Below are 24,972 nucleotides of genomic sequence, written 5' to 3' on the forward strand. Positions count from 1 at the left end.
AGAAAAGTAATAAATTAGACTTTTGAAACAACCTCTAAGTTTTGTTTTCCTAAAAAATTTGATTTATCTAGTTTTTAATCGCTACTTGACAACTTTTAATAATTATATTTTAAGTTTTGCTTCCAAAGCTTGACACTGGTTTTGGCTAACAGTGGATAATATTGCTATAGCCAATACTGATAAATCTGTTCAAAATCCTACTTCATATTAAATATAAGTTCATTAACACATATCTTGCACCTAGCGAATTCCATTCGCCAAGGCTAGGTGCAAGATGTGAATTAATATTGGTCGATTTACCTAAATTAAATTTGCCCTTAATCTGCAATAAAAATTATAGATTAAATAATTTCACAAACTAACTTTATGGAAAAATTAGATGATTTAGTCACTAAATATTTCAACACTGATTTAGGCATAATTTTTAATCAAGTTGGTATTGATACCAAGAAAATTCCAGAAATTAATCATCAAATTTTAAAAGAAACTACTCTGGCTCAATGGTTATTAGAATCTGGCAGAGGTAACAGCGAACTTGCTATTCAAGCGAATAATTTTGCTGGATTAAAATGGCGCGACCCTGATATGAGAGGTTTTGCCGAACCATTGAAAATCAAAGTACAATCTGAGGTAAAAGATGTAGAATTTTGCCAGTTTAAAGATATTGATGCTTTTTTGATTGGTTATTGGAAGTTTTTAACACGTTCACCTTATAAAGGGTTAGAAGAACACACGAATACTCCCGAAAATTTTGTTGGTTTTATTAAGACAAAAGGTTACTCAGCAGACCCTAATTATGTCGCTAAAGTTATCAACTTACTGCCAGAAGCGCAGAAATTACTAGCTAGTGCAACAGGTGTTGTCATTCCTAGTGTACCTGAGCAATTACAACTGATTCGTGCGCCCAAAGAAGTTGTAATTGGGCAAGTTTTTAGCGTAGAAGGAAAGGCAAGGTTAGCAGATAAAGGTAAAGTGCTATCAGTGACAGTTGATGATAAATTAACTGTTGAAAGTGTGACAATTGGTCAAGATGGTAAATGGCAATTTGAATATGCTTTTACCAAAACAGGCGATCGCAAAATTTTGCTCACTGTTGCTAATCAAAGTCTAGAACTCCGCTTGCAAGTATTTCCTATTACGCAACAAAATGATTCATTATCCAACGACCCAGGCGCAAAGATAATTAAACTGTCGGGGAGTGTGGGCGTTGGCGGAGTTAACAAAGCTGATGATATTAAAGCTATTAAAGCACGCTTGTATGAGCTAGGTTACACCTGGGTAGGCGATCCTCACACCCCACTGCGAGACAGAGGATTAGATGAGGCAATTCGCCTATTTCAATCTATTATTGCAGGACGCAGCACAGTTAAAGGCGACGGTAGAGTTGATGTCAACGGTATAACTCATCAATGGTTACAAGCCGCTAACGCGCCGAAATGGGTAATTATGCCTGACAGTGACTTACAAAACGGTTTTGTGAATGCCGAATTAGCACAAACCAACGATCAGCACGATTTTGGCACACACTGGCTAGCTAATGCTATTAAAGATATTGCTCAAGATTATCACCAAAACTATCGGCGTACTCGTCCCAATACTGCACCATTCGCTATCAATGATGTGAGTCTACCGCATGGAGGCGATACTCCCGACCATCAAGGACATGAAACAGGTATGATGTGTGATGTTTTCTTGCCCAAAAAAGATGGTAGCTTTGGCGGTATTTTTTGGACAAGTCCACAATATGACCAAGAAGCAGCACGCGCTATTTTACAATCTATTCGCCGACAAAAACTAGTCAGAGTAGTGTTCTTCAACGATCGCCAATTAATTGCAGAAGGTCTTTGTCAAGCGGCTAGTGGTCACGATCATCATATTCACTTTGAAATTAATCCACCATTCAAAGCTTAATTATGCTATGCAATTTAAATAACGATTAACTAATCAAAAACTTGCGTAGAAATTAAATACTGTAAAATTACTAGATAATCACAAAAATCGTGATATATTATCTAAGCAGGATTACATAAAAAAACCTGCTCATGCAGGTTAAATGTTAAAGATAAACTAAATAAAATTAGTCTATTTATCATCATGCTAAAGCTCAGGTAGATGAAACTTTTGCCTACCAGTTTTCTTTTGTGGATTAAACTCCGTATTTAATTATTAGCTTGGGAGAAAATCAGGAGCTTTTTACAATTTCTGCCCAGTATAAATAGAACGAACTTCACCATTACGTCGCACGATCGCTTCACCGTTATTGACTTCTACTAAAGTCCAGCCGCTATTACCAATACTTTCTCCGATATTGATGCGGCGAGTCACACCATCAACTTGAAATAAAGCCGCAGACTTATTTCCTAATTCCAAAACACCCTCTAAAGTATGGGTGGGAGTAGGTGTAGTATTAGTTGCCACATATACTTGTGGAGTGCTGGTTGGGGCTGCATCCAAGCTAGCCATTTGAGTTGGTGCAGGACGCAGCGCACTCACAGGTAATGCCGGAATCGGGCTAGCAGATTGCCGCACAGTGATGGGTGCGGTTCGCACAGCTACAGGTTTGAGGTCAGTACGCACAGCAGCCGCTAACATATTCACACTCACGGGTTTGCCTGGTTGCTTAATAGTATTTAAAGCAGTTTTCACAGCACTCGGTTGAGTTGTCTGTTGAGCATTGGCTACTGGTGGTAACGGAAGGGGCGTACCTGGTAGACGCGGTAGCCCGTAGCGCATAGGCGATGGGGCTTGATAAACAGGAATATAGATGCGTTCAACAACGTTGTTAGCAGAACGGCCAGGAACTGGGGCTGTATTGTTAGCTGTGAGGGGAGAGGGAAGATTACCTACAGGTAAGCCGCTAGCATAGGCCACAGATGAACTATTAGGATTAATTCTATTGTTAATACCAAGGCGCAAAGATGTTTGATTATTGTTAGCGGCTTGCTGGTCGATGATTGCCAAAGAACCCAACATATAATCAGCTAAATCTGCCTCAACATTTACAGGTGTAGGTTGCGCCTGAGACATAGGATTTTGCTGAGTCAATTTTGCTGTCAGCAAACTTAGCCCACCAGATTGTAACCAGTAAATTGTGCCAGCGATCGCCACACCAATCACTGTCCCTAAAATCACCAGTTTTCTCAACGTCAATCTGATTTTTCTAGGTCTTCTGAGTCCAGCCGCCGCCGATGGAGTATCTACTACAACTGTACTCGCATATTGATTTCTGACTTGTGGCACGCCTTGTACAGTGCGGTTGAATGTATTAGGCAAGACAATTTGCGGTATATTCAGTGTCTGTAAATGCTCGTAGTCGGAATAGTACCAATTGCTTGCAGATGCTTCTCGAGAATGCTGTGCCGCGCGGTTGTTATATCTGACAGTATGGGAAGACAGCGTGCCACTGCCATCCAAAATATCGTCAATATCGGCAAACAGATCATCCATCAAACCATCAGCATAGATTTCTATTGACCAAGGCTCGTTGCTAATAAATTCTTCTGATGGTTCCGGAATGATGAGTTGGGTGCTGAATTCTTGTAACATAGGCATGATTTGAGGTTTGGGTTGCCAGGATGGGGCAAGCCGCCCCTACTGGAAATCAGGATTTTGCAAAAATATCAAACTACCCGCCTAAACTTGACGAGTTGATTTTTATGTGGTATCAATTTCAACTGAAGTCCGGAGAAGGGTAGTGATGTCAGTCATGAATTTATGTCATCGATCATACCCATCTCCTACTTTCTACTATACTCACCTTTGTTAAAACTTTAACTTACGTTAATGCTGGTAACTCTGGCTGGCTCTTGGTTTTACGCAATTCCAAATATATTAACAGTGCGTTAATATCAGCAGGATTTACGCCACCAATACGAGCGGCTTGACCGATAGTTAGTGGTTTTACCTTACTTAATTTTTCCCGTGCTTCCTTAGAAAGAGTATCAATTTTGGCGTAGTCTAAATCCGCAGGTAATGGACGGTGTGCTTGACGGGCGACTTGTTCAATTTGGTTTTGTTGTCTGGCGAGATAGCCAGAATATTTAATGTCGATTTCTGCACCTTCTCTCTCAGCTTGGGTGAGAGTGGGGTTGCTTAAGCCGTATTTGTTGAGGTCAACATAATGAAATCCTGGCCGCCGCAGTAAGTCAGCTAGGGTGATAGAACCTTTAATGGCTTGTTGGGTGTTAGTGGCGATCGCTTTGCCAATTTCATCGTTTTCTTTAACGCGAGTAGCGTAGAGGCGTTCTTTTTCTGCTGTGATTTGGGCTTGTTTGCGGGTGAATAATTCCCAACGGCGATCGTCAATTAAACCAATTTCTCGCCCTAAAGGTGTGAGACGTTGGTCAGCATTATCAGAACGCAACAGTAAGCGATACTCAGACCGACTAGTAAGCATCCGGTAAGGTTCGCGCAAGTCTTTCGTACACAAATCATCCATCAGTGTACCGATATAACTTTGCTCACGGGGAAACACAATCATTTCCTGATCGTTGACAAATCTCGCTGCGTTAATTCCAGCGACAATTCCCTGCGCTGCTGCCTCCTCGTAACCTGTTGTCCCGTTAATCTGTCCCGCACAAAATAGCCCTGCAATTTTTTTAGTCATCATTGTGGGATAACACTGTGTAGCAGGTAAATAATCATACTCCACAGCATAAGCCGGACGCAGCATTACGCAGTTTTCCAAACCAGGGAGACTCCGCAGCATTTGTAATTGCAGATTTTCGGGCAACCCAGTTGAGAAACCTTGAATATATAGTTCAGGAATATCGCGCCCTTCTGGTTCAATAAAGATTTGGTGGCTTTCCTTATCGACAAAGCGCACAATCTTATCTTCAATACTAGGGCAGTAACGAGGGCCTTTCGCTTCTACCCAACCACCATAAACAGGCGAGAGGTGTAAATTTTCTCTAATTAAACGATGGGTTTCGGCGGTGGTACGGGTCATGTGACAAGGCATTTGTTCCCGTTCTACCCACACTTCTGGGTCAAAGCTAAACCAACGCACCTCCGCATCTCCCGGCTGGAGTTCCATCTTACTGTAGTCAACCGATCGCTTGTCTACCCGTGCAGGTGTCCCAGTTTTTAATCTTCCAGTTTCAAAACCCAGACGATTGAGAGTTTCGGTCAAGCCTTCAGCCGCAAATTCTCCGGCGCGCCCCGCCGCCATTGACTTATTCCCGACCCAAATCTTCCCGCCTAAAAAAGTGCCAGTGGTCAAAATTACAGCTTTGCAGGCAAACGCCACACCAAAATAAGTCTCTACACCCAAAACTTCATCATTAGCACCCAAAATCAGATCCGTGACCATACTTTCGCGGATGCTCAAGTTTTCTTGATTTTCGACAATTCCTTTCATCAGCGCAGCATATTCGCGCTTGTCTGTTTGGGCGCGTAATGCCCACACCGCAGGCCCCCGTGAAGAATTGAGGATACGTTTTTGTAAGTATGTGCGGTCTGCCATTTTGCCAATTTCCCCACCTAAAGCATCTACCTCATGGGTCAATTGGGATTTAGCCGGGCCACCCACTGCTGGGTTACAAGGTTGCCAAGCAATTTTATCTAAATTCAGGGTCAATAGCAAAGTCCGACAACCAAGACGGGCAGCGGCCAAAGCGGCTTCGCAACCGGAGTGACCTGCACCGACGACAATGATATCAAAAGCGTCTTGGAATTCAACACGATTGTGCATGGTCATACTTAATATAACGTCAAACAATTTGGGATTTTAGATTTGCAATTTTTAGATTAACTGCGCCCACAATGGGACGCAATTGGGGATTTTGAGATTTATTCCATCCATACAGGACGCGGTTTATAGCGAAAAACCCATCCAAAATCTAAAATTCGCATGGTCAATGATATTTTAGCCGATCCAGTGCTTTCAAGGATGCGCCTTGTTAATAAAAAAGCTATCAAAAGAACTAGGCATCTGGTAGTAGTATATTTCTTTGTCGGAAACTTATAATTATTAACTAAGTCTGATTAATTAGACTTGGTTAGTTGTTGTTTGGATGTCTCAATTACAACTATTTTTACAGTCAAAATACAGCCAAAATTATTGCATATATTAAATCTAATTAAGTAATAAATGAAACGTTTAAGTAAAAAAATCAAACTTATCAGATTTAGCTTGATTGCTATTTTTATCTGTTTGGCATTAGTAGCTAGCAATAGTATCCATCGCCAAATAGTTACTCATGCTCAACCAATTAATCAATGCTTAACTTCAGACTGTAATGCTCAAGCAGCAACATTACCTACCCCTTTACCCAGCCAACCTTTAACTGAACAAGAACGTTTTGTATCTGCTGTTACACCAAAATTAAAAGTATTTCCACAATTGGGTACTTATGAATATACTTTGCTCCGTTCTTATGGTGCAGCATTTGTCAATCCATCTAATGATGTGAAATTGCCACCAAATGTGCTGTTTAATAGTGAAGAAGAAACCCAAGAATTTCAAAAACAACTAACATTAGAGAAAGTGACACAAACAAATGATTGCTATTTACAAAAAGCCGCAGCAGAGGCATTAAATAAAGCCAGAACACAGCAGCATATTCCCTTAAAATCAGGATATGGCCAGAGTGATTGTACGCGCAATTTTGCTACTAATTTAAGATTTTGGCATAAGTACGCGAATAATAAAACTTTAGAAAATGTCAAACAAGGTAAAGAAACCGCCATTCTCGGTTTAGTTGCACCACCAGGCGCATCACAACATCTGTGGGGTTTAGCAATTGATTTAGGTGTATCAAATCCTCAGCAAAGACAGGTACTTAATCAAAATGGTTGGTTTCAAACTGTAGTTAAAGATGTACCTCACTGGACTTATTTAGGTATACCAGCCGAAGATTTACCCAAGTTTGGGTTTAAAAGTCAGGTTGTGCAAGGAATTAGTTATTGGTTGACACCTTTGTAAAAGTTAGATTTTATACAAATAAGGGAATACTAAAATTAGTATTGCATTTTTGAGTGTGCATTTATGCCAAATGAAGCAAGTAATCCAGGACTACCATTCCTACAAAATTTATTAAAAGCGGCATATCAAAACCAAGACGTAAACTTACTTTTACAGCAGAACTTACATCAATTGAATGATGATTTCGCTTGTTTACTAAGAAAATGGGCAATTGAGCAGTTTAAAAATCAACCTAATACAGCTATTAATCTAGCAAAACTTATTTTTAAATTTAGCAATATCATTCAACAATTTGAACAAGGTGACAAAAATATTAACTTACAAATTGCAATTTTAGGCTACGAGACATCTTTAAAGGTTTGTACTTACGAAACTTGTCCATCTGATTGGGCTAAGATACAGCAAGCATTATCTGAAACTTATCAACAACGTCAGCAAATTTTATCGAATGTCATTATTGACCTCAAATCAGAGGTTGAAAAACATCAAACTAATATAAACTCTATATCTAAAAATTTTTCTCAAGAATTGGAAAAAACACAGCAACAGGTTGAGCAGTTAACGACACAATTAACAGAATTAAAACCAGAATCAGTTAACTTGGAACAAAACGAAGATATAAAAAATTTAATAGCTGATTATAAAGACCTAAAACAGAGCCAAAGCATTATACACCAAATCCTTATTAATAAGGATTATGCTTCATTGACCAAACAAAATTTCAATACAGCAGTTTTTTACGATATTGAAAATTTAACAATGGGCAGAAGCAATTGTAATCTTAATTTTTCCCTTAAACTAATTCACGATAATATAAAAAAAATAGATATAGTTAAGAGAGTATCACTCCAATGTGCATATGCAGATTGGAGTGATACCAGGTTAAGAGTTCTTAGGAATGAAATTCAAAAACTGGGAATTGAAGCAATCCAGATTTTTGATTTTGGTCATAGAAGAAATGCAGCAGACATTCAGTTAGCAATTGATGCTATAGAACTAGTTAATCTTCGTCCTAATCTAGAGGTATTTGTAATTGTATCAGGTGATGGTGCTTTTGCTTCTCTTGCAAAAAAGTTACATGAACATAACAAAACAGTAATTGTCTGTGCATATGAAGGGCATTCCAACCGTTTCCTCATGTCGGTTTGTGATCATTTTATTCCTTTGGTTCCTGTGCAAGAATCCATAACTGATACTAATTCAAATAATGTTTGCGAAAGATCCCCCACCCACCTGACAGCACCCTTACGCCACTGAGGGAGTCTGGCTATTGAACGCAGTAGCTACCCTTGCTAAGAGAAGTAGTACTATGAAAGTTCTTAATCATTCTAATACTATTTTTAGAGATAATCAGAGCCACTAAATAGTAAAGATGTTCAATAGAGCAGATAAGTCTAATTACATATAATACATTGAATTACTAAATACAGTATAGAACTATTCTTTCCTCTTCTTTCCTCTGAAGTTGATTATTACTACAATAAAATTGTCACCCCGACTTCTGGAGTTCTGGCAGTGGGCTTATTTGATGATTTGAGTCGGTTTTTAGAAAACCGTTTAGAGGAATTCTTGCGGAATAATCCACAATTGGAGTTAGAGGCGTTGTTAGAGCAACTGCGCCAGCAAGAAGAAGACACTTTAAAGTTGATAGCAGATTTGCAAGTACAAGAAAAGCGATCGCAAGATGATATTCTCGCCACTGCCCAAGAAATTCAGCGTTGGCATATCCGCGTCCAGAAAGCCAAAGACGCAAGTAGAGAAGATTTAGCCGCAGCCGCCCAACAGCGCGAAGCCGCCCTCCTGCGTGAAGGGAACCAGAAATGGGGACATATGCAAGGCTTAAAAGAGCGCATTAACCAGTCACAAGAACTACTGCGAAAAATTCAAGTGCGCCGACAGGAAGTTCAAGCCAAAGCCGCAGAAGCCCAAACAGCACGCGCTCAAGCTCAAGCCCAACAACAACGTTTAGAAACCAATGGCTGGTGGAATTCTTCTCAGAATTCTTCTAGTAGTTTTGATGATTTAGAAGAAAAATTCCGCCGTTGGGAAACCGAAGACGAATTAGAACAGATGAAGCGTAATCTGGGAAAATCGTAGCTATAAGAATCTGAGCTTTGGGAATTAGGGCTGATTTTAATAACTTATGCCAAACTTCTGTAGTGCATAAACTTATTATTTTCGGCAGGCTATGGCATTGATATGAAACAGATTCAATGGCTGGTGGTTTGGAGTATTGGTATTTTGATATTATCACCAGCTAATTTACAAGCCGCTCAATCACTTTTAAGCGGGAAAATTTCTGCGGAATTAACAAAATCAGTAACTTCTGTTAACAATTTAGAAAATATTGAAATTGATAAACAAAAACCTGTTTTAATTGCTGCACCGGAAAACTTTAATCCTGGGCTGCAAGTACCGCCACCGTTACCAAAGCCAACACCAAAACCTAGTCCCCCAGCAAATCCTCAAGAACGAATTCAGCCATTTGCTGTTTTAGAAAATATCCAAACTGACTTTAGGAATGATACGGATAATTTCGGTCAGCATAATTTATTTATTGAACCAACATTTCAATGGCGATCGCCTAATGGCAATAAATATTTTATCAAAACAGGTTTTGATTTTTTTGAACAACGCGGTTTTGAATCAGTTACTAATATTCCTTGGCAAATTGGTTGGCAAGGAAAAATAGGGGATGTAACTTTGCAAACCGCAGCAGGAGTTGATGTTTTTGACCGTTTACCAACAGCAATTAATTTTAATGCTAAAGTTTCAGCCCCCATTGTGCAGCCACAAGTTTCGTCTTCAGGTAAATTAATTTCGGCTGTAATACTATCTGTTAACTTAGACCAAGCACCTTATAAATTTAATGCCCAAACTTTAGAAAATCAAATTACAGCTTGGCGTTTTGGACCTGATTTATATTGGCAAATTGACCGATATACTAGCTTATTCTCTTCGTTACGCTTGGGTAATTACAACGATGGCAATTCAGAAATTCAATCTTTTAGCAGACTAGAACGCAAGTTTGGTCAATTTTCACTTGCAGCTAACTTATTTAATTGGAGTTACGATCGCAATTTAGAAAGCACTAATGGCTATTTTTCTCCACCAGATTTTTTAGTTTACAACGCTGAAGTCGCTTGGCAAGGAGATATTGTTAATTTTTTACGTTGTCGGCTATCGGCAAATTTAGGACAGCAGCGACTTAAGGGGGAATGGGATAATGCCACTACTTATCAAACTCGCTGTACAGCGAAGATTTCTCCGGAAATTGAGGCTGACCTTGGCTATAACTTTAGTAATGTACGCAATCAAGATACAGGGGGAAGTGCTTACGGTGGTGACTCTTTAACTGGGCAGTTACGGGTCAAGTTTTAAGAGGGAACTGGGCAAAGAAAATTATATGAAAATTAATTGTCAGGAATTATTTATTACTATCTGTTAGTTAATTTTGAAAGTTGGGAAAAATGAAATTGTTGAAACTTGATTAAAACAGTAATTCCCAATTCAAAATTATATAAGGCTTTTTATAGCATGAGTTCTGATTTTCAACCGCCACCAAAAGGTTTATCTGTACTGGCTTCTGTGGGAGGAGTGGTAACTGCAATAATAGCGATCGCAACGTTAAATTTTTGGTCTGGTCGTATTTCTCAATCTGCAACTTCAACATCTGAGCCTATCTCTCCTGACAAAGAAGTAGAAACGCCAGCGCAAAAGATTGCCAAACTTGATGCTAAGTCTGTAGTTTTGCCCGGAACAGCAATTAATTCTGATGAACTAGTTAGCCAAACCCCATACATTGCGCCTGGAGTCGGCAAACTAGACTCAGCAAACATGGCAGCTGCACGTTTAGCTTGGTCATATTTTCAACGCAACTGGAACGAAAAAACAGGCTTGGTTAATTCTGTAGATGGCTTTGCGTCTGTAACAATGTGGGATCAAGCAGCAGCTTGCGCCGCTTTGGTGAGTGCAAAAGAATTGAATATCATCCCAGCCGCCGAGTTTGAAGCCAAAATGAGCAAAATGTTGCAGACTCTAGCATCATTACCTTTATATAAAGGTGAACTGCCGAATAAAGTCTACAACGCCAAAACTCTGATCCCTGTGAATTACGGACAGTTAGATAAACCAGAAGAAATTGGTTGGTCAGCCATTGATTTAGGAAGGATGGCCATTTGGCTGAAGATTGTTGAAGCTAAGTATCCTAAAATGCGATCGCCTGTGCAAGCTGTCTGGAAGCATTGGCGAGTTAAACGTCTGACTCAAAATGGGCAAATGTACGGTACTGCTGTTGTGCAAGGGCAAGAGCAGTATAACCAAGAAGGTCGCTTAGGCTATGAAAATTATGCTGCCTATGGTTTAAAACTCTGGGGTTTAGATGTCAAACAAGCCTTAGACTATAAATCTAATACTGCCTTTGTGAATCTTTACGACCAGGGAATTCCTTACGACCACCGCGATGCTAGCAACTCTGGTGCAAATAACTACGTCCTCAGCGAACCTTACATACTCGATGGCATTGAAACAGGGTTTCAAGCATTACCAAAAGCTTACGCAGATAGAATTTTAGCTGCTCAACAAGCGCGTTATCAAGCTACAAAAGAATTAACTGCCCTAACCGAAGACAACTTAGATTGCCCGCCTTATTTTGTTTATAATACGTTGTTTGTGAATGGCAAACCTTGGGCAACAATTACCGATACTCAAGAACAGCATAATAACCTACGCTTTCTCAGTGCTAAAGCGGCGATCGGCTGGCACGTACTTTATAACACTGATTACACGCGTTCTCTCGCTGATACAGTTTTCGGCAAATTAAAGTCCGATAAAGGTTGGTATAACGGCTTTTATGAATCTCTGCGTCAGCCAAATAAAACCCTGACAGCTAATAATAATGGTGTGATTTTAGAAAGTTTGCTCTATAAACAAGTTGGTAAGCCGTTAATTGTTTGGGCAGGCGTTAACAATTAGATGTCATAGGTACAGTATCTTTTAACCATTCATTTTACAGAAAATTTCTCTAGCGTTCACTCCTTATTAACAGATGCGTTAGGTTGCTTATCTGTAGCGGAATTTGGTGAGAAAGAATCAGGAATAGAATTTAATGGCTCTTGTGTCAATGTTTTAGTTCTTAAAACTTCAAAATCATCAACAATGTTGTCAATAGTATAATCAGTTTTGTATTCAAGAAAAGATTTTATTTTTTGTGCTTCAGCCACACTAGCTCGATAAAACCATACTCTCTTTTCTAACGGGAAAATACCGAATGCAGTTTGAACTGCGGCTGATGCGGCTCCTAATCCAGCAGCTAAATGAGCTTTACCATAAATGCCTGCTAGGGTGACACCCAGACTTAAACCTATAGAAGTCAGACTAAATAAAATCCCTAATAATCTATTGAAATTTACTTGATATTGATATTCCTTAATAAAAGGATCTATCTTATTTTTCATAAATTTTTCTGATGGTGTTTCTGTTATTTCTGGTTGATTGGTTTCTGATGTTTTCATTGTTTAAGTATTATTAATAATTAGTTGGAAAACAATAGAATTAAAATATACAAATCAATAGTCGTGTATATACCCAATTCGTTATAAATTTACATATAGCGTTTCCTAGTCTGCTGAAGTACAAATCTCTGCGTACCTCTGCGCTTAACTCTGCGACCCTCTGCGTTTCAAAATATTACCTGTACCTCACTTAACTGGGAATCGCTATATATAAGATTTACAGACTAAATCTGTATTTAGGTGAGATGCAAATTGATTTTATGTCTAGAGCCAAGATAAAGAAGCAGTAGAGAAATTTCCGTAGAATTCACCCTGATGTTTAAAATTTTTCCGTGTATCATTCACTTGCGATACTCGAATCATCCGTGTGCGCTTTTATGCTCCTAATTCCTTCTTAATCTATGCCGTACAAGCACCATCAGCAAAAGTTGTGGAGATGGATTGCATTGTTCCTTGTCGGGACATTGTTACAATTTTTGTTTTATATCCAAATACCTGCCTTATCTGAAAATGCGAGTAGCTGTAGTAATATTACGGCTCCTCTGACGGCTGAAGAACAAACCTATGCGCGTGGGGCTTGGCAATATTTTGTCAAAAATTATCAGCCAGCAACGGGATTTACTAATTCTACAGGTGGTTATCCTTCTGGGACGCTTTGGGATATGGGGAATTACCTGATGGCGTTGAATGCAGCACGTTGGTTAAATCTGACTGACCAAGCAGATTTTGACTCGCGGTTGAATAAATTTTTAACGAGTCTAGGCAATCTCAAGTTATTTGAGGATGCTTTACCAAATAAAGTTTACAACGCAGCTACCGGAAAGATGGTTGATTATGGTAATAATCCTAACGATCGCGGTATTGGCTGGTCTGCTTTGGATGTAGGACGGATATTAGCGGCGTTTGATGTGATTCGCACTTGTCACCCACAATATAATGATTGGCTCAAGGGGATTGTCGCAAAATGGCAGGTAGCGCGATCGCTTAAAGATGACCAACTTTATGGTGCTACTGTTTTACCAGATGGCAAAACACTACTAGTACAAGAAGGAAGACTCGGTTACGAAGAATATGGAGTTAGAGGTTATCAACTGTGGGGTTTTTCTGCACCAAAAGCTCTGGCCTTAGAACCATATAAAATGGTTGAAGTGAACGGAGTGCAGATTCCTGTTGATACCCGCGATTTTCAAAGCACTAACGCTAATAATTACGTTGTTAGCGAATCTTATATCCTAGATGGCATTGAATTTGGTTTGCAAGGTCAGTTAGCAGATTTTGCGGCTAGAGTTTTAGATGTCCAGAAGCGACGTTACGACTCGACAGGCCAATTAACTGCGGTGACAGAAGATAACATTGACCAAGCACCTTATTTTCTGTACAACACTGTCTACGCTAACGGGCAGAATTGGGCTACTATCACCGATGCGAATCAACCTTACCCGCAGTTTCGCAGTTTGAGTACAAAAGCAGCTTTTGGCTGGCGTTATCTTTTCCCAGATAATGCTTATGCTCAAAAACTGTTTGATGCAGTCAAGGATCTTCGCAGCCCTGATGATAGTGGTTATTATGCTGGTATTTATGAGGAGACGAAACAGCCAAACAAAGCTTTAACGGGTAACACTAACGGGCTAATATTGGAGATTTTATATTATAAAGCTAGAGGAAACCACCCTTTAATTGCGTCTGCGGCTAATAATATATCCACTAAACCGCCTAGTAATCATACTGCACCGACGACCCCGACACCGCCAGCAAATTCTCCAACTCCAACTCCCACTCCTGCTAAAGTTGAGCCAATCAAGACTACACCAACTCCAGCAACCAACACTAATAAAGTTGAAGAAATCACAGTTGCGCCTATTGCACCAGTTGATAGCCCAGAGTCATCATCAAATTTGAAATTAACTCGAGCCTTAACAGTAGTAGAAAGGCGTTATGCAGAAGCCGCATGGAGGTATTTTCAAGCCAATTATCATTCCCAGAGTGGATTAATTGACGATCGCAGCGACTTTAAAGGTGCAACTATTTGGGGATTAGGAGATTATCTGGCCGCACTACACGCCGCGCGATCGCTGAATATTATTTCGGCAAAGGAATTTGACCAACGTACCCGCCATTTGTTAGGAGCTTTAGGCAAACTGCCGTTATTTGCAGGCGAATTACCCAACCGAGGTTATGATACGCGATCGCTCCAACCAATTGATTATGGTGGTAATCCAGTTTTAGAAGGTAATGGTTGGTCAGCCCTCGATTTAGGCAGAATCTTAGCAGCTCTATATAATTTAAAAAGTTATCATCCTGAATATACTCAAGCCGTCGATCAATTAGTCTTAGATTGGTCATACTTACGAGTAGTGCGGGATGGTATTCTTTCTAGTGCGACAGTGACCAAAGATCAACAAGGGCGATATCTCACCCGTGTTAACCCGGAAACGCGCTTGGGTTATGAAGAATATGCCGCGCGAGCTTTTCAGTTATGGGGATTTGACGTAGAGGCTTCGGCGATTGGCGGTGAATATGAAACCACTGTGGTAGAGGGCGTGAAAATACCTACCCAACGCCATCGCACAGATACAAACTCCAAAGTGAATCAATATACAGTGAGCAATCCATTCCTACTTTATGGTTTGGAATTTGGCTTAGATCCGAAAATGCGATCGTTTTTTGAAGCAATTTTTCAAGCACAAACAGCACGTTATCAGCGTACCGGAACTTTAACCGCCTCAGCGACAACCTTAATAGACCGTAAACCTTATACAGTTCATAGTGCTATTACTGCCCAGGGTAAAGCGTGGGAAGCTGTAGGTGACGATGGGCAGATTATCCCCCAAGGAAGGATGGTAAGTACAGCTGTTGCTTTTGCTTATCATGCGTTACTACCAGATAACGAATACACGCAAAAGTTATTTCAAGGAACAACAGACTTATATAATCCACTCACAGGTTTTTATGAAGGCTTTTATGAAACTACAGGCAAAACAGCCGTAGGTTTTACCAGCAGCACGAACAGCATGATTTTACAATCTTTGCTCTACAAGCTGATGAATCATCAACCTTTGATTTCTGCATCTACCGCCATGAAATCACCTTGGTGGGAGGCTGTCAGACAAGGCGATTCTGGTAGAGGTTTGCCGAGAATTGCTCAACCAAAAATCAAATTAATTTCTGATAGTTATGGTAGCTACTGGACAGCAAGTGGCAAAAATAACTAGTACAACCAGGCAAAAGAAACAAGAAAGAATCGTGACCTCACTAGCAGTTATTTATCATTGCTGATTCTTTGATAGTTCCACTTACATAACGTAAATAGACTGTTAGTGATGAATTGAAGTAGGGAATACTTAATTATGAGCCTGAAGCATTGCGATCGCAATGACAAGGTGAAACAGGAGACATCTACTTAATTTCTACTCTATCAATAGTATTGAAATAAGTAACAGGAACAGGAAAGGATACAACTTTTTCCTTATGTTTTCGACTTAACTTTATTTTTGGTACTAAAATGACCTCTGTATCTGTTATTGATAGTTCAGCAAACTTTTCAGGAAATAGTCGCTCATCGCTCAAAAAAAGAACACTTCTATTTCGTTATTTAGCAGAAATAAATTTAATTTTTGGTTTCTGGTATTTACAATGGCGCATTACTCATTCCATCAACTTTGATGCACTGTGGTTATCAATTCCATTGCTTCTAGCAGAAATTTATAGTTACATCGGTGGACTGATGTTTGTCATTGGCTTGTGGCGACCTTTAGCTCGACAAATTAAGTCGCTTGACCAGTTAACGCCACCGTTACTCAAAGCTGACTGGCCCACAGTAGATATATTTATCACCTGCTACAATGAGCCACCAGAAATTGTGGAACAAACCGCTAAAGCAGCTTTAGCGATAAATTATCCACCTACAAAGTTGCGCGTTTACGTACTAGATGATGGTAATTCATCTGCGATGCGAAACATGACAGAAACTTTATGTATTGCAGATTTACAATCACCATTACTACAGCAAGAAGCAAATCGTACTGATGCTGAACTTTCTGTTTTAATAGAACGCCTACAAAAGTTAGAAGCATTTCAAAATAATACTCAAGCTACCGAACAATGGTTACAAGAATCTCAATCAGTAGAACATCAAGATAAAACTACTGCCGAAATATTGTTGCCAAATTTACAACAATTGATTCTTTGGTTACATCCGCAATATCAAAACCTCACAGAAATACTTAATAGTGAAAAAGCCACGTTAGCAACAGCAATTCAGCAAAAAGAACTGGAATTAGCTGAATTAGCAAGATTGCGTTACATTGCGCGTCCTAAACCTGTTGGAGTCCCTCATCACGCTAAAGCCGGAAATCTCAATTATGCAATTTTCTCTGGTGAAACCTCTGGAGAATTCATTCTGACTTTAGATGCTGACCATATTCCGAAACCGCAATTTTTACAGCGAGTTTTACCGTATTTCTACACCTACAATATTTTTAGTGGTAAATATGAGCAAAATCGCATTGCTTTTGTACAAACACCACAAGATTTTTATAATATTCCGCCAGGCGATCCTTTTGGGCATCGAGCTAGTTTGTTTTATGGGCCATTGCAACAAGGCAAAGATGGGATGAATGCCGCTTTTTATACAGGCACTAATGCTATTTTGCGGCGAGATGCACTAATTAATGTTGGGCTGCAATATTTTGCTGATGAGTTTAGCAAAGATGAAAAACGTCTAGATGAATTTCAATTAGTAGGTGGTGTATCTAGTAATAGTATTACAGAAGATATGAATACAGCTATGCGTTTACATAGCGCTGGCTGGCAATCAATTTATCATCATGAACTTTTGGCAGAAGGGTTAGCACCTGATGATCTCAGTTCTACTTTGAAGCAACGCTTACGTTGGGCGCAAGGAACTATCCAAGTGCTGATTAGAGAAAATCCCTTAACTAAACCAGGATTAACATTTTGGCAACGTCTACACTATTTTAAGACGATGTATAGTTACTTTTCGGGATTTGCAACCCTTGTGTTTATTGCTTGCCCAATTATTTATTTTTTTACAGGGACTGTGCCTGTCAAAACCTATGGTTATGATTTTGCTTTACACTTTTTTCCGGTATTTATTATGAACCGTTTGACATTTCTAGCAGCGGTTTGGGGAATTAATGCCGGAGAAATTTGGCGTTCTGAACAATATGCGCTTGCTTTATTTCCTTTACTTATCCAAGCTGTCTGGAGTGTTTTTACCGGACAAAAAATTAATTTTCAAGTTACACCAAAACAACGACAATCAGGGATTTATCTGCGGCTGGTTTGGCCCCAATTATTTATCTTGCTCCTCACGATTTTAGGAATGTTGTGGAGCCTTTACCGTTTTTGCACTGGTCATTTGAATAATCCTGGTGTTCACGTTATTAATAGTGTATGGGCTATTTATAACTTGTTACTATTGTCAGCTATTATCCGTGCTGCTGTTTGGCAACCAGAATCCAAGATTTAAAGGAGTGGCGTTGCATAAATGCGGGATGAATTGAGATGTTTAACAAAAATAAAATATTGATTCTTCGCGCCTTTGCGCCTTTGCGCGAAACAAAAAACATCCCACTAATCAGCAATGCCAAAGGAGTTAGTTGATTTGAGTTTTTAATTTATTTATGACAGCAGTTTTCATCTTATTGCATTCTTCTTTGCGCGCCAGTTGCTACTCTGCGGGAACGCTTTCAACAAATAAGTCTGCGGAGTCGCCCAAAGCACTAGCAAGCCAGTGCGTGATGCAAAAAAGTTGGTTTATTTACTTGAAAATAGGTGTAAGTAAAAAACAGAAAACAGAAAAAGTACTGATTTTTGCTAAAAAATAACGATGAGTAATATAACTTGCAGTTCAGTTTTTTAAATGCCAAAATATAAAAGTAAGTGACATCTATTAACATAATTTAATATGTTAAAGTAAGTTCATATTACTCCTGAATAAAAATTATTTTTTTGCTAAATTGTTGATAAATTTACTCAAACAGTAGGTGAAATTTTATGAGTCCGAAAGTAACAGTAATTGAACTAGACGGTATTTTAGATGGCATTAGAGGTAATTTATTGCGCCGTGAAGTTAGTAATGTTTTAGAGAGTGGCGCAGATATTGTATTGATTGATATGAAACATGTAAAATTTATTGATAGTTCTGGCTTAGGTTCTTTGGTATCAGCTATGCAATTAGCCAGAGGTGCTAATGCACAATTATTTATTTGCTCTATTAGCGAGCAAGTAAAAATGTTGTTTGAATTAACAAAAGTCAATAAAATATTTCAAATTTTTGCTGATATAAATGATTTTAAAAATAATATTATATCAGCCCTAAATGAAACGTAAAAAAAGTAACTTACTCAACTATTTTTACTTGATTAATTTATAAATCAAATAGGATGGCTAAATTAAAAATTTATCAAGTATAAAAGCATGAAGATGATACTTGCAATCATCCTAATTAAAATTGACTTTTAACAAAGATAAGTCATCTTCAAGTGTTGGTTGATTACTCAAATTTGTCACCTGCACTAGTATCTGCTGGAGTTTACAGTTGTGAAATTGATTGCATTTCGTTAATAACTCAATAAAAGCATCTAGCCCTAACATATTAAGATTTGCTTGATTTATTTCATAAGCTCCATCACTAAATAAGTAGAGAGTGCTGTTAACATCAACCTCAACAACAGCAATAGAAAAATTAATATCAGGCAAAAAACCAATAGGTAAATCTAGAGAGTTTAATCTTTGCACCTGGATGTTTTCGGGAGATTTTTCAGATAGTAAGATTGCGGGTGGATGTCCTGCATTAGCATAAACAAGTTGATGTTTAATGCGGTGATAAACTCCATACCAAATTGTGAAGTATTTAGAACTATGATTTTGCATTTGAAAGACATTATTTAACGCTTTCAAAACTTCATTTGGTTGAGCAAAATCAGTGTTTGGTAGAGATTGCGATCGCAAAATATTTAAAACTGACATAGATAACAAAGCAGAGCCTACACCATGTCCGGAAACATCTAACAGATAAATCACTAGATGGTCTTCATCCAGCCAGTAATAATCAAAGCAATCACCTCCTAATTGTGCTGAGGGAATAAATAATGCTTCGGTGGTGACTTTTCCTGTCAGTGGTGCAGGTAAAAGTGATTTCACATAATCAGCAGCTTCTGTCAACTGAGTTTCTAAAATTTGTTTTTGAGTTTGCAAATTTTGGTTGAGGTTTTCTAAAGCTTGCTTTTGGCTTTGTAAATCTTGATTTAATTGATATAGTCGTAGTCCTGCTCTCACCCGCGCTTTTAATTCACTCATTTCTATGGGTTTAGAGACAAACTCATCTGCGCCAGCATCTAGTCCTCTAACTCTGTCTTCTTCTTCTCCCGGAGCCGCACCTTTAGCTGTTAGTAAAATAAAAAAAGTAGTTTCTAATTCTGGATCTGCTTTAACTTGACGACACACTTCCAATCCATCTAATGGAGACATGATCCAATCACAAATAATTAGCGCAGGGCGGATCATTCTCGCTTGGATAATTCCTTCTTCACCATTACTAGCCACAGTTATTTCATAACCTTGGTTTTGTAAATTTCTCTTGAGTACGGCTCGGACTGTTGGGTCATCATCAATAACAAGAATTTTAATCATACAGTGTCAGTTAATAATTAAAATACATCTACATATTTTCTTAATCTCAAAGTACTGAAAATTTAGGGATAAATGTATAGTGAAAATACTCAAATTAAATAAACTCGATTTACTTTATGATTAAACTTAAATCTTTTAGCAAATAAAAAGTGGATAATAGAATTTATATCAAAGTTAATACAGGCATTACTGCCTTGTCTGATGTTTTAATTTGGTGTGAACAAATCAATCAACCACCAATACCAGATAAACAAGTTTGGTGGCAATGTCAAACACTATTAATAGAAGGATTTGCTAACATCGTTGAACACGCTCACAAAAATCTACCGCCCACAACACCTGTTGAGATAGAATTGTTACGCTCACCAGAATATATAGAAATTCGGATTTTATCTCAAGGAGGAGCCTTTGATTTAGAAAGACAACTGCAAATAACAGATGAGCTAGAAAATAATGAGCGAGACCGAGGGCGTGGTTTAAAAATTATGTCAGCCCTGGCAGATAAACTATCTTATGAAAAAATATCGAGTGATAATTACTGTTTATTGATGCGCAAATATTATTCACCAGTAAAAGAGTAGTTGAGAAAAAATTAATTTTTTCTTAATTTTCACTTTTTTGACGTAAAAACATTTGAATTTGATTAATCAAATATTCTAATTCGGCAATTAACTGTGTAGTACCTCGACGTTCATTTTGGCAACCTAATTTTTCTAATTTCTCGGCAACTAATTGCATGGCTTTGCCACCAATATTGGCACTAGCACCTTTAATTTGATGCGCTTCTAAAACCATTTGTTGAAAGTTGTTAGTGGCGATCGCTGCTTTGATTGCTGTTAAGCGAGATTCGGTATCTTTGACATATATTTCTAATAATGTAATTTCAAATTCAGCATCATTTTCAGTTAACTGATGCAAATGATTCCAATCAATTGGTAAACTATTTAAATTAAAATCATATTTTTGGCTTGTACTTCCTTGTTGCTGAGTTAAGATAACTTGGCTCCAATGTTCTAGCATCTTGGCTAATTGCTCTTTGATCACAGGTTTACTCAGATAGTCATCCATCCCTGCGTCTAAACACATTTGTCTATCTTGAATCATGGCATTAGCTGTCATAGCAATTACTATGGGACGACGACAGTTAGGGAAAGAACTTTCTTCCCAGCGATGGATTGCTTTTGTGGTTTCTAAACCGTCAAGAACAGGCATTTGACAATCCATAAAGATGAGATCGTAGGGGATTTTTTCTAATAGTTGTAAAACTTCTTGACCGTTAGCGGCAATATCAGCTTTATAACCAAGACTTTGAAGTTGTTTTAAGGCCACTTTTTGATTAATCACATTATCTTCAGCAATAAGAATTCGCAGTTGAGAAGCGATCGCCACAGGATAAATTTGGCGAGAATCGACATTATTAATAGCTAATTCCGGATTCGCGCCGTTAAATTGTGCTAGTTTTCTTGGCGCATGAGTTTCTAAAACATTGATGATGGTATCGAGGAGCCGGGATGGTTTAATAGGTTTGACTAAATAAGCAGCAAATCCGATTTTTAGCCCTTGTTCTATTTCATCGCGCTGATTAGTAGAAGTCAGCATAATCAAGGGAGTTTTAGTAATCCCAGAGTTAGCCTGAATTGTTTCTGCCAAAGCCATACCATCAGTTTTAGGCATCTGCATATTCACTAAAACAACATCATAGGGTTGTGTCTGTTGAGTGGCTTCTAAAAGCGCGTTCATGGCTGAATCAATACTGTCAGCTTGATTGACACTCATTCCCCAGCGAGTAGCTTGATGGTAAATCACTTGGTAATTAGTGGCGTTGTCATCTACAATCAACAGACGACGATCGCTGAGAATGGAGCGATCGCTCATAATAGCCTTAGGCTGCGGTTGCTTGACAAAAGTGATTTCAAACCAAAACTTAGATCCTGCGGCTAATTGACTTTCTACGCCAATTTCTCCTCCCATCAAAGTGACTAGCTGTTTACAGATGGCTAGTCCTAAACCTGTACCGCCATACTTACGTGTGGTGGAAGCATCTACTTGCGTAAATGGGGTAAATAGTCGGCGTTGGTCTTCTAAAGTAATCCCAAGACCAGTATCGATGACTGCAAAATGAATAGTAGCTGTAGTTGTAGTTTCTGAACACAATTGTACACCGACTAACACTTCTCCGGCACTCGTAAACTTGATGGCATTGCTAATCAAATTCATTAAGATTTGCCGCAAGCGGCTAGCATCTCCTACTAGATGAACAGGCACATTATGATCAACTATTGCTAACATTTCCAATCCTTGTTTATGGGCTTGGGGAGCTAGCAATTCCACAACTTCTTCTATACAGATGGATAAGTCAAAATCTAAGGTTTCGAGAGCCATTTCTCCAGCCTCAAGTTTAGACAAATCCAAAATTTCATTAATTAGGCTTAAAAGCGCATTACCACTAACTTGAATGGTTTCGATATAGTCTAACTGCTCTCGATTTAGGGGAGTTTCTAACATTAAGCTAGTCATGGCCAATACAGCATTCATGGGTGTGCGAATTTCATGGCTCATATTGGCTAAAAAAGCACTTTTAGCTTGAGAAGCTAATTCTGCTTGACGACGCGCTATTTCTAATTCTTGTCGCTGTCGCGTCTCGACTTCTAAAAGTTGTGCTTGCGCGATGGCGATGCCAACTTGATCGGCGATTTGGCGTAAAAGATGAGTTTCAAAACTTGACCATTGGCGAGGATTCGCACACTGATGAACAATTAACAAACCACAAAGTTCATCTTTAATCAAAATCGGGATCACTAAATTAGCTTTAACCTCAAGTTTTTGTAGTAATTCGAGGTGACTTTGCTGCATTTCTAACAAGTCGAGGCTGGTATTGAAATCAATTTGCTTGAGCCGATATTTTTGCAGAAAATGCTGTTGTTGATATTCAGTTTGTAAGTAATCCTCGGCAATTTTTTGACCTTTAATTGCCGGACAGCCAGGAATTACTGCTTCAATGAGAATATTGCCCGAATCATTTGACAATAATTGATAAATCAACACGCGATCGGTTTGCAAAATCTTCTGCACTTCTTGAACAGTGACTTGCAGAATCTCTTCAATTTGCAAAGATTGTCGAATCTTGAGGGTAATTTCCGTGAATAAATGCGATCGCAAATTTTGGCGTTGTAATTCTGACTCTGCTTGTTTGCGTTCTGTAATATCAATTCCGGTACTAATTACATATTCAACTGAGCCTTCATAGTCTCGGAGAATAGTGTTTGTCCAGGAAATTAATCTGTGTCTACCATCTTTAGTTATCCAATAGTTTTCGTAATCGGAATAACTAGCAATAGTTTCACCAGCTTGTAACTTGGTAAAAACTGCTTTTACTGGTTCGATTTCTTCAGGAATTAAAAATAAATTCCAAACATATCTACCTCTGACTTCATCAAACGAGTAACCTGTTATTTGTTCGCAGGCTTGATTAAAGCGCACAATTTTACCTTGAGAATCCAGTACTATAACTAAAGTACTGACTGTATCTAATACAGCAGCAATAAAGTTACGCTCTTCATTTAGAATATCTTCGATGGCATTGCGACCTGTTACTTCACCATAAATTAGGTAGTAAAGAATCGCTAAAATTACACAACTAAAACCAATGGCGATCGCTAAAATTAAAATTGTATTTTTCGCACTGGCTTTGGCTGCTTGTAATTGCTGCTGTAGCTGTTCTTTATCGGCTGCTTGCATTTCATGGATAATTTGGTTAATTTTATCCATGATCATTTGATTTTTATTGGGATTATCTAACTTTAACGCAGCTGCTAAACCTTGATTTTGCCGCAAATCAACAGTTTGCTGGAGTTGCTCAAGTTTAGCTAATAATAAAGGTTTGAGTTGGCTAATTTGTGTTTGTTGTGGTGACTGAGGTAGGACTAAATTTGTCAGCCTATTAAATTTTTTATTGATGTTTTTGACTGCTAATTGATAAGGTTTAAGATAAGTATCTTGTCCGGTTTGGATGTAACTATTTTGTGCTGTTTCTGCATCCTTAATCTGCGATAGTAATGATTCTAAATTATTAATTCTCTGCTGAGTTTTTTTCGCTTGATTATTCGTCTGAATTAAAACTACTATGCTTTGAGAAGAGAGTACACCAATGAGCAGCAAAATTACTGATGCTAATCCAAAACCTCCAGCCAGCATTTTAAAAAATTGTTTACGTACTTTCTGAGTTTTTTGGCGTTCCTTAGTTACTAAAACCAAACTAGTCAAATTTCGCCGCAGTTCCATTTGCTTGATTACTTGGCGACCTAAAATTCGCAACGCCTCAACTTGTTCAGGTAATAAATTGCGTGGGATACGATCAATTACACATAGTGTTCCTAAAGCATATCCTTCCGGGTTGACTAGCGGTACACCAGCGTAAAATCGAATATTGGGATCGGCAGTTACTAGTGGATTTTTAGCAAAGCGATCGTCTAGCCTAGCATCCGGTACGATTAAAACATCAGATTTGAGAATAGCATGGGCGCAAAAGGCCACATTTCTTGGCGTTTCTAGGGCATCTAACCCAAAATTTGACTTAAACCACTGACGGTTTTGATCAACTAGGGTAATTAAAGCAATTGGAGTACCACAAATATACGATGCAAGACGAGTGAGATCGTCAAAGGCATCTTCTGACGGTGTATCAAGAATTTTATATTCTAAAAGTGATTCTATTCTTTGGGTTTCGTTAGCAGGTAATGGTGCGTTCATTTTTAAGCTTTAATTTAATCAGTCAAGTTACGATCGCAAATCAACTTTAGCTAAGTTGCGTTTAAACATAAAAATCATTAGTCAGCGAACCGAAAAATCACGGTTATTCTAAGTATAGGGATGCCATAT

16 protein-coding genes are annotated in these 24,972 nt (G+C 38.6%); 11 read left to right on the forward strand and 5 right to left on the reverse strand.

Annotation, left to right across the window (positions count from 1 at the left end; all coding sequences use genetic code 11):
* Positions 1-366: 366 nt before the first annotated feature.
* Positions 367-1,911 (forward strand): glucosaminidase domain-containing protein, encoded by a 1,545-nt coding sequence (locus H6G69_RS16480; RefSeq protein ID WP_190689182.1) that lies wholly within the window; start codon positions 367-369, stop codon positions 1,909-1,911.
* Positions 1,912-2,193: 282 nt separating this feature from the next.
* On the opposite strand, the gene H6G69_RS16485 is transcribed toward H6G69_RS16480, so the two are convergent.
* Positions 2,194-3,552, reverse strand: a complete 1,359-nt coding sequence (locus H6G69_RS16485) for a hypothetical protein (protein ID WP_397326936.1) — start codon at positions 3,550-3,552, stop codon at positions 2,194-2,196.
* Between the two features lie 223 nt (positions 3,553-3,775).
* The gene (gene mnmG / locus H6G69_RS16490) at positions 3,776-5,698 is read right to left on the reverse strand and encodes a tRNA uridine-5-carboxymethylaminomethyl(34) synthesis enzyme MnmG (RefSeq protein WP_190689187.1); all 1,923 of its coding nucleotides are present in this window, start codon (positions 5,696-5,698) and stop codon (positions 3,776-3,778) included.
* 393 nt (positions 5,699-6,091) lie between these two features.
* Between mnmG and H6G69_RS16495 the strand changes: the two genes are divergently transcribed.
* From H6G69_RS16495 to H6G69_RS16515, 5 genes are all read left to right on the forward strand, one after another.
* On the forward strand, positions 6,092-6,925 hold the full coding sequence (locus tag H6G69_RS16495; protein WP_190689190.1) for a D-alanyl-D-alanine carboxypeptidase family protein: 834 nt from the start codon (positions 6,092-6,094) through the stop codon (positions 6,923-6,925).
* A 63-nt stretch (positions 6,926-6,988) separates the two neighbouring features.
* Positions 6,989-8,182, forward strand: a complete 1,194-nt coding sequence (locus tag H6G69_RS16500; protein ID WP_190689193.1) for an NYN domain-containing protein — start codon at positions 6,989-6,991, stop codon at positions 8,180-8,182.
* A 258-nt stretch (positions 8,183-8,440) separates the two neighbouring features.
* Complete coding sequence (locus H6G69_RS16505) at positions 8,441-9,022, forward strand: TIGR04376 family protein (RefSeq protein ID WP_190689196.1); 582 nt, start codon at positions 8,441-8,443, stop codon at positions 9,020-9,022.
* 102 nt (positions 9,023-9,124) lie between these two features.
* A complete protein-coding gene (locus H6G69_RS16510; protein ID WP_242072083.1) occupies positions 9,125-10,306 on the forward strand; it encodes a hypothetical protein in 1,182 nt (393 codons plus the stop codon).
* A 156-nt stretch (positions 10,307-10,462) separates the two neighbouring features.
* Positions 10,463-11,899 (forward strand): DUF3131 domain-containing protein, encoded by a 1,437-nt coding sequence (locus H6G69_RS16515; RefSeq protein ID WP_190689199.1) that lies wholly within the window; start codon positions 10,463-10,465, stop codon positions 11,897-11,899.
* A 56-nt stretch (positions 11,900-11,955) separates the two neighbouring features.
* Here the strand turns inward: H6G69_RS16515 and H6G69_RS16520 are convergent, their stop codons facing one another.
* Positions 11,956-12,438, reverse strand: coding sequence for a hypothetical protein (locus H6G69_RS16520; protein WP_190689202.1), 483 nt, complete (start codon positions 12,436-12,438; stop codon positions 11,956-11,958).
* A gap of 401 nt (positions 12,439-12,839) precedes the next feature.
* Here H6G69_RS16520 and H6G69_RS16525 point away from each other — a divergent pair, with 401 nt between their 5' ends.
* The 4 genes from H6G69_RS16525 to H6G69_RS16540 all read left to right on the forward strand — a co-directional run bounded on the left by H6G69_RS16525 (position 12,840) and on the right by H6G69_RS16540 (position 18,792).
* A complete protein-coding gene (locus H6G69_RS16525) occupies positions 12,840-15,650 on the forward strand; it encodes a DUF3131 domain-containing protein (RefSeq protein ID WP_190689205.1) in 2,811 nt (936 codons plus the stop codon).
* A 290-nt stretch (positions 15,651-15,940) separates the two neighbouring features.
* Positions 15,941-17,929, forward strand: coding sequence for a glycosyltransferase family 2 protein (locus H6G69_RS16530; protein ID WP_190689206.1), 1,989 nt, complete (start codon positions 15,941-15,943; stop codon positions 17,927-17,929).
* A gap of 154 nt (positions 17,930-18,083) precedes the next feature.
* Positions 18,084-18,287 (forward strand): hypothetical protein, encoded by a 204-nt coding sequence (locus H6G69_RS16535; RefSeq protein ID WP_190689209.1) that lies wholly within the window; start codon positions 18,084-18,086, stop codon positions 18,285-18,287.
* Between the two features lie 169 nt (positions 18,288-18,456).
* The gene (locus H6G69_RS16540) at positions 18,457-18,792 is read left to right on the forward strand and encodes an STAS domain-containing protein (protein ID WP_190689212.1); all 336 of its coding nucleotides are present in this window, start codon (positions 18,457-18,459) and stop codon (positions 18,790-18,792) included.
* A gap of 111 nt (positions 18,793-18,903) precedes the next feature.
* Here H6G69_RS16540 and H6G69_RS16545 read toward each other — a convergent pair whose 3' ends face one another.
* A complete protein-coding gene (locus H6G69_RS16545) occupies positions 18,904-20,094 on the reverse strand; it encodes a PP2C family protein-serine/threonine phosphatase (protein WP_190689215.1) in 1,191 nt (396 codons plus the stop codon).
* 149 nt (positions 20,095-20,243) lie between these two features.
* Here H6G69_RS16545 and H6G69_RS16550 point away from each other — a divergent pair, with 149 nt between their 5' ends.
* Positions 20,244-20,675, forward strand: coding sequence for an ATP-binding protein (locus H6G69_RS16550; protein ID WP_190689217.1), 432 nt, complete (start codon positions 20,244-20,246; stop codon positions 20,673-20,675).
* Positions 20,676-20,697: 22 nt separating this feature from the next.
* On the opposite strand, the gene H6G69_RS16555 is transcribed toward H6G69_RS16550, so the two are convergent.
* A complete protein-coding gene (locus tag H6G69_RS16555) occupies positions 20,698-24,843 on the reverse strand; it encodes a response regulator (protein ID WP_190689220.1) in 4,146 nt (1,381 codons plus the stop codon).
* Positions 24,844-24,972 lie beyond the last annotated feature (129 nt).

Origin of the sequence: Nostoc sp. FACHB-110 (assembly GCF_014697425.1) — a bacterium.
Lineage (GTDB): Bacteria > Cyanobacteriota > Cyanobacteriia > Cyanobacteriales > Nostocaceae > Nostoc_B.

Bases quoted from the DNA above. Each gene is read 5' to 3' on its own strand.
- H6G69_RS16535 (WP_190689209.1), top strand. From the start codon at position 18,084: ATGACAGCAGTTTTCATCTTATTGCATTCTTCTTTGCGCGCCAGTTGC.
- H6G69_RS16525 (WP_190689205.1), top strand. From the start codon at position 12,840: ATGCCGTACAAGCACCATCAGCAAAAGTTGTGGAGATGGATTGCATTG.
- H6G69_RS16520 (WP_190689202.1), bottom strand. From the start codon at position 12,438: ATGAAAACATCAGAAACCAATCAACCAGAAATAACAGAAACACCATCA.
- H6G69_RS16485 (WP_397326936.1), bottom strand. From the start codon at position 3,552: ATGCCTATGTTACAAGAATTCAGCACCCAACTCATCATTCCGGAACCA.
- H6G69_RS16510 (WP_242072083.1), top strand. From the start codon at position 9,125: ATGAAACAGATTCAATGGCTGGTGGTTTGGAGTATTGGTATTTTGATA.
- H6G69_RS16480 (WP_190689182.1), top strand. From the start codon at position 367: ATGGAAAAATTAGATGATTTAGTCACTAAATATTTCAACACTGATTTA.
- H6G69_RS16530 (WP_190689206.1), top strand. From the start codon at position 15,941: ATGACCTCTGTATCTGTTATTGATAGTTCAGCAAACTTTTCAGGAAAT.
- H6G69_RS16495 (WP_190689190.1), top strand. From the start codon at position 6,092: ATGAAACGTTTAAGTAAAAAAATCAAACTTATCAGATTTAGCTTGATT.
- H6G69_RS16515 (WP_190689199.1), top strand. From the start codon at position 10,463: ATGAGTTCTGATTTTCAACCGCCACCAAAAGGTTTATCTGTACTGGCT.
- H6G69_RS16545 (WP_190689215.1), bottom strand. From the start codon at position 20,094: ATGATTAAAATTCTTGTTATTGATGATGACCCAACAGTCCGAGCCGTA.
- H6G69_RS16555 (WP_190689220.1), bottom strand. From the start codon at position 24,843: ATGAACGCACCATTACCTGCTAACGAAACCCAAAGAATAGAATCACTT.
- H6G69_RS16540 (WP_190689212.1), top strand. From the start codon at position 18,457: ATGAGTCCGAAAGTAACAGTAATTGAACTAGACGGTATTTTAGATGGC.
- mnmG (WP_190689187.1), bottom strand. From the start codon at position 5,698: ATGACCATGCACAATCGTGTTGAATTCCAAGACGCTTTTGATATCATT.
- H6G69_RS16500 (WP_190689193.1), top strand. From the start codon at position 6,989: ATGCCAAATGAAGCAAGTAATCCAGGACTACCATTCCTACAAAATTTA.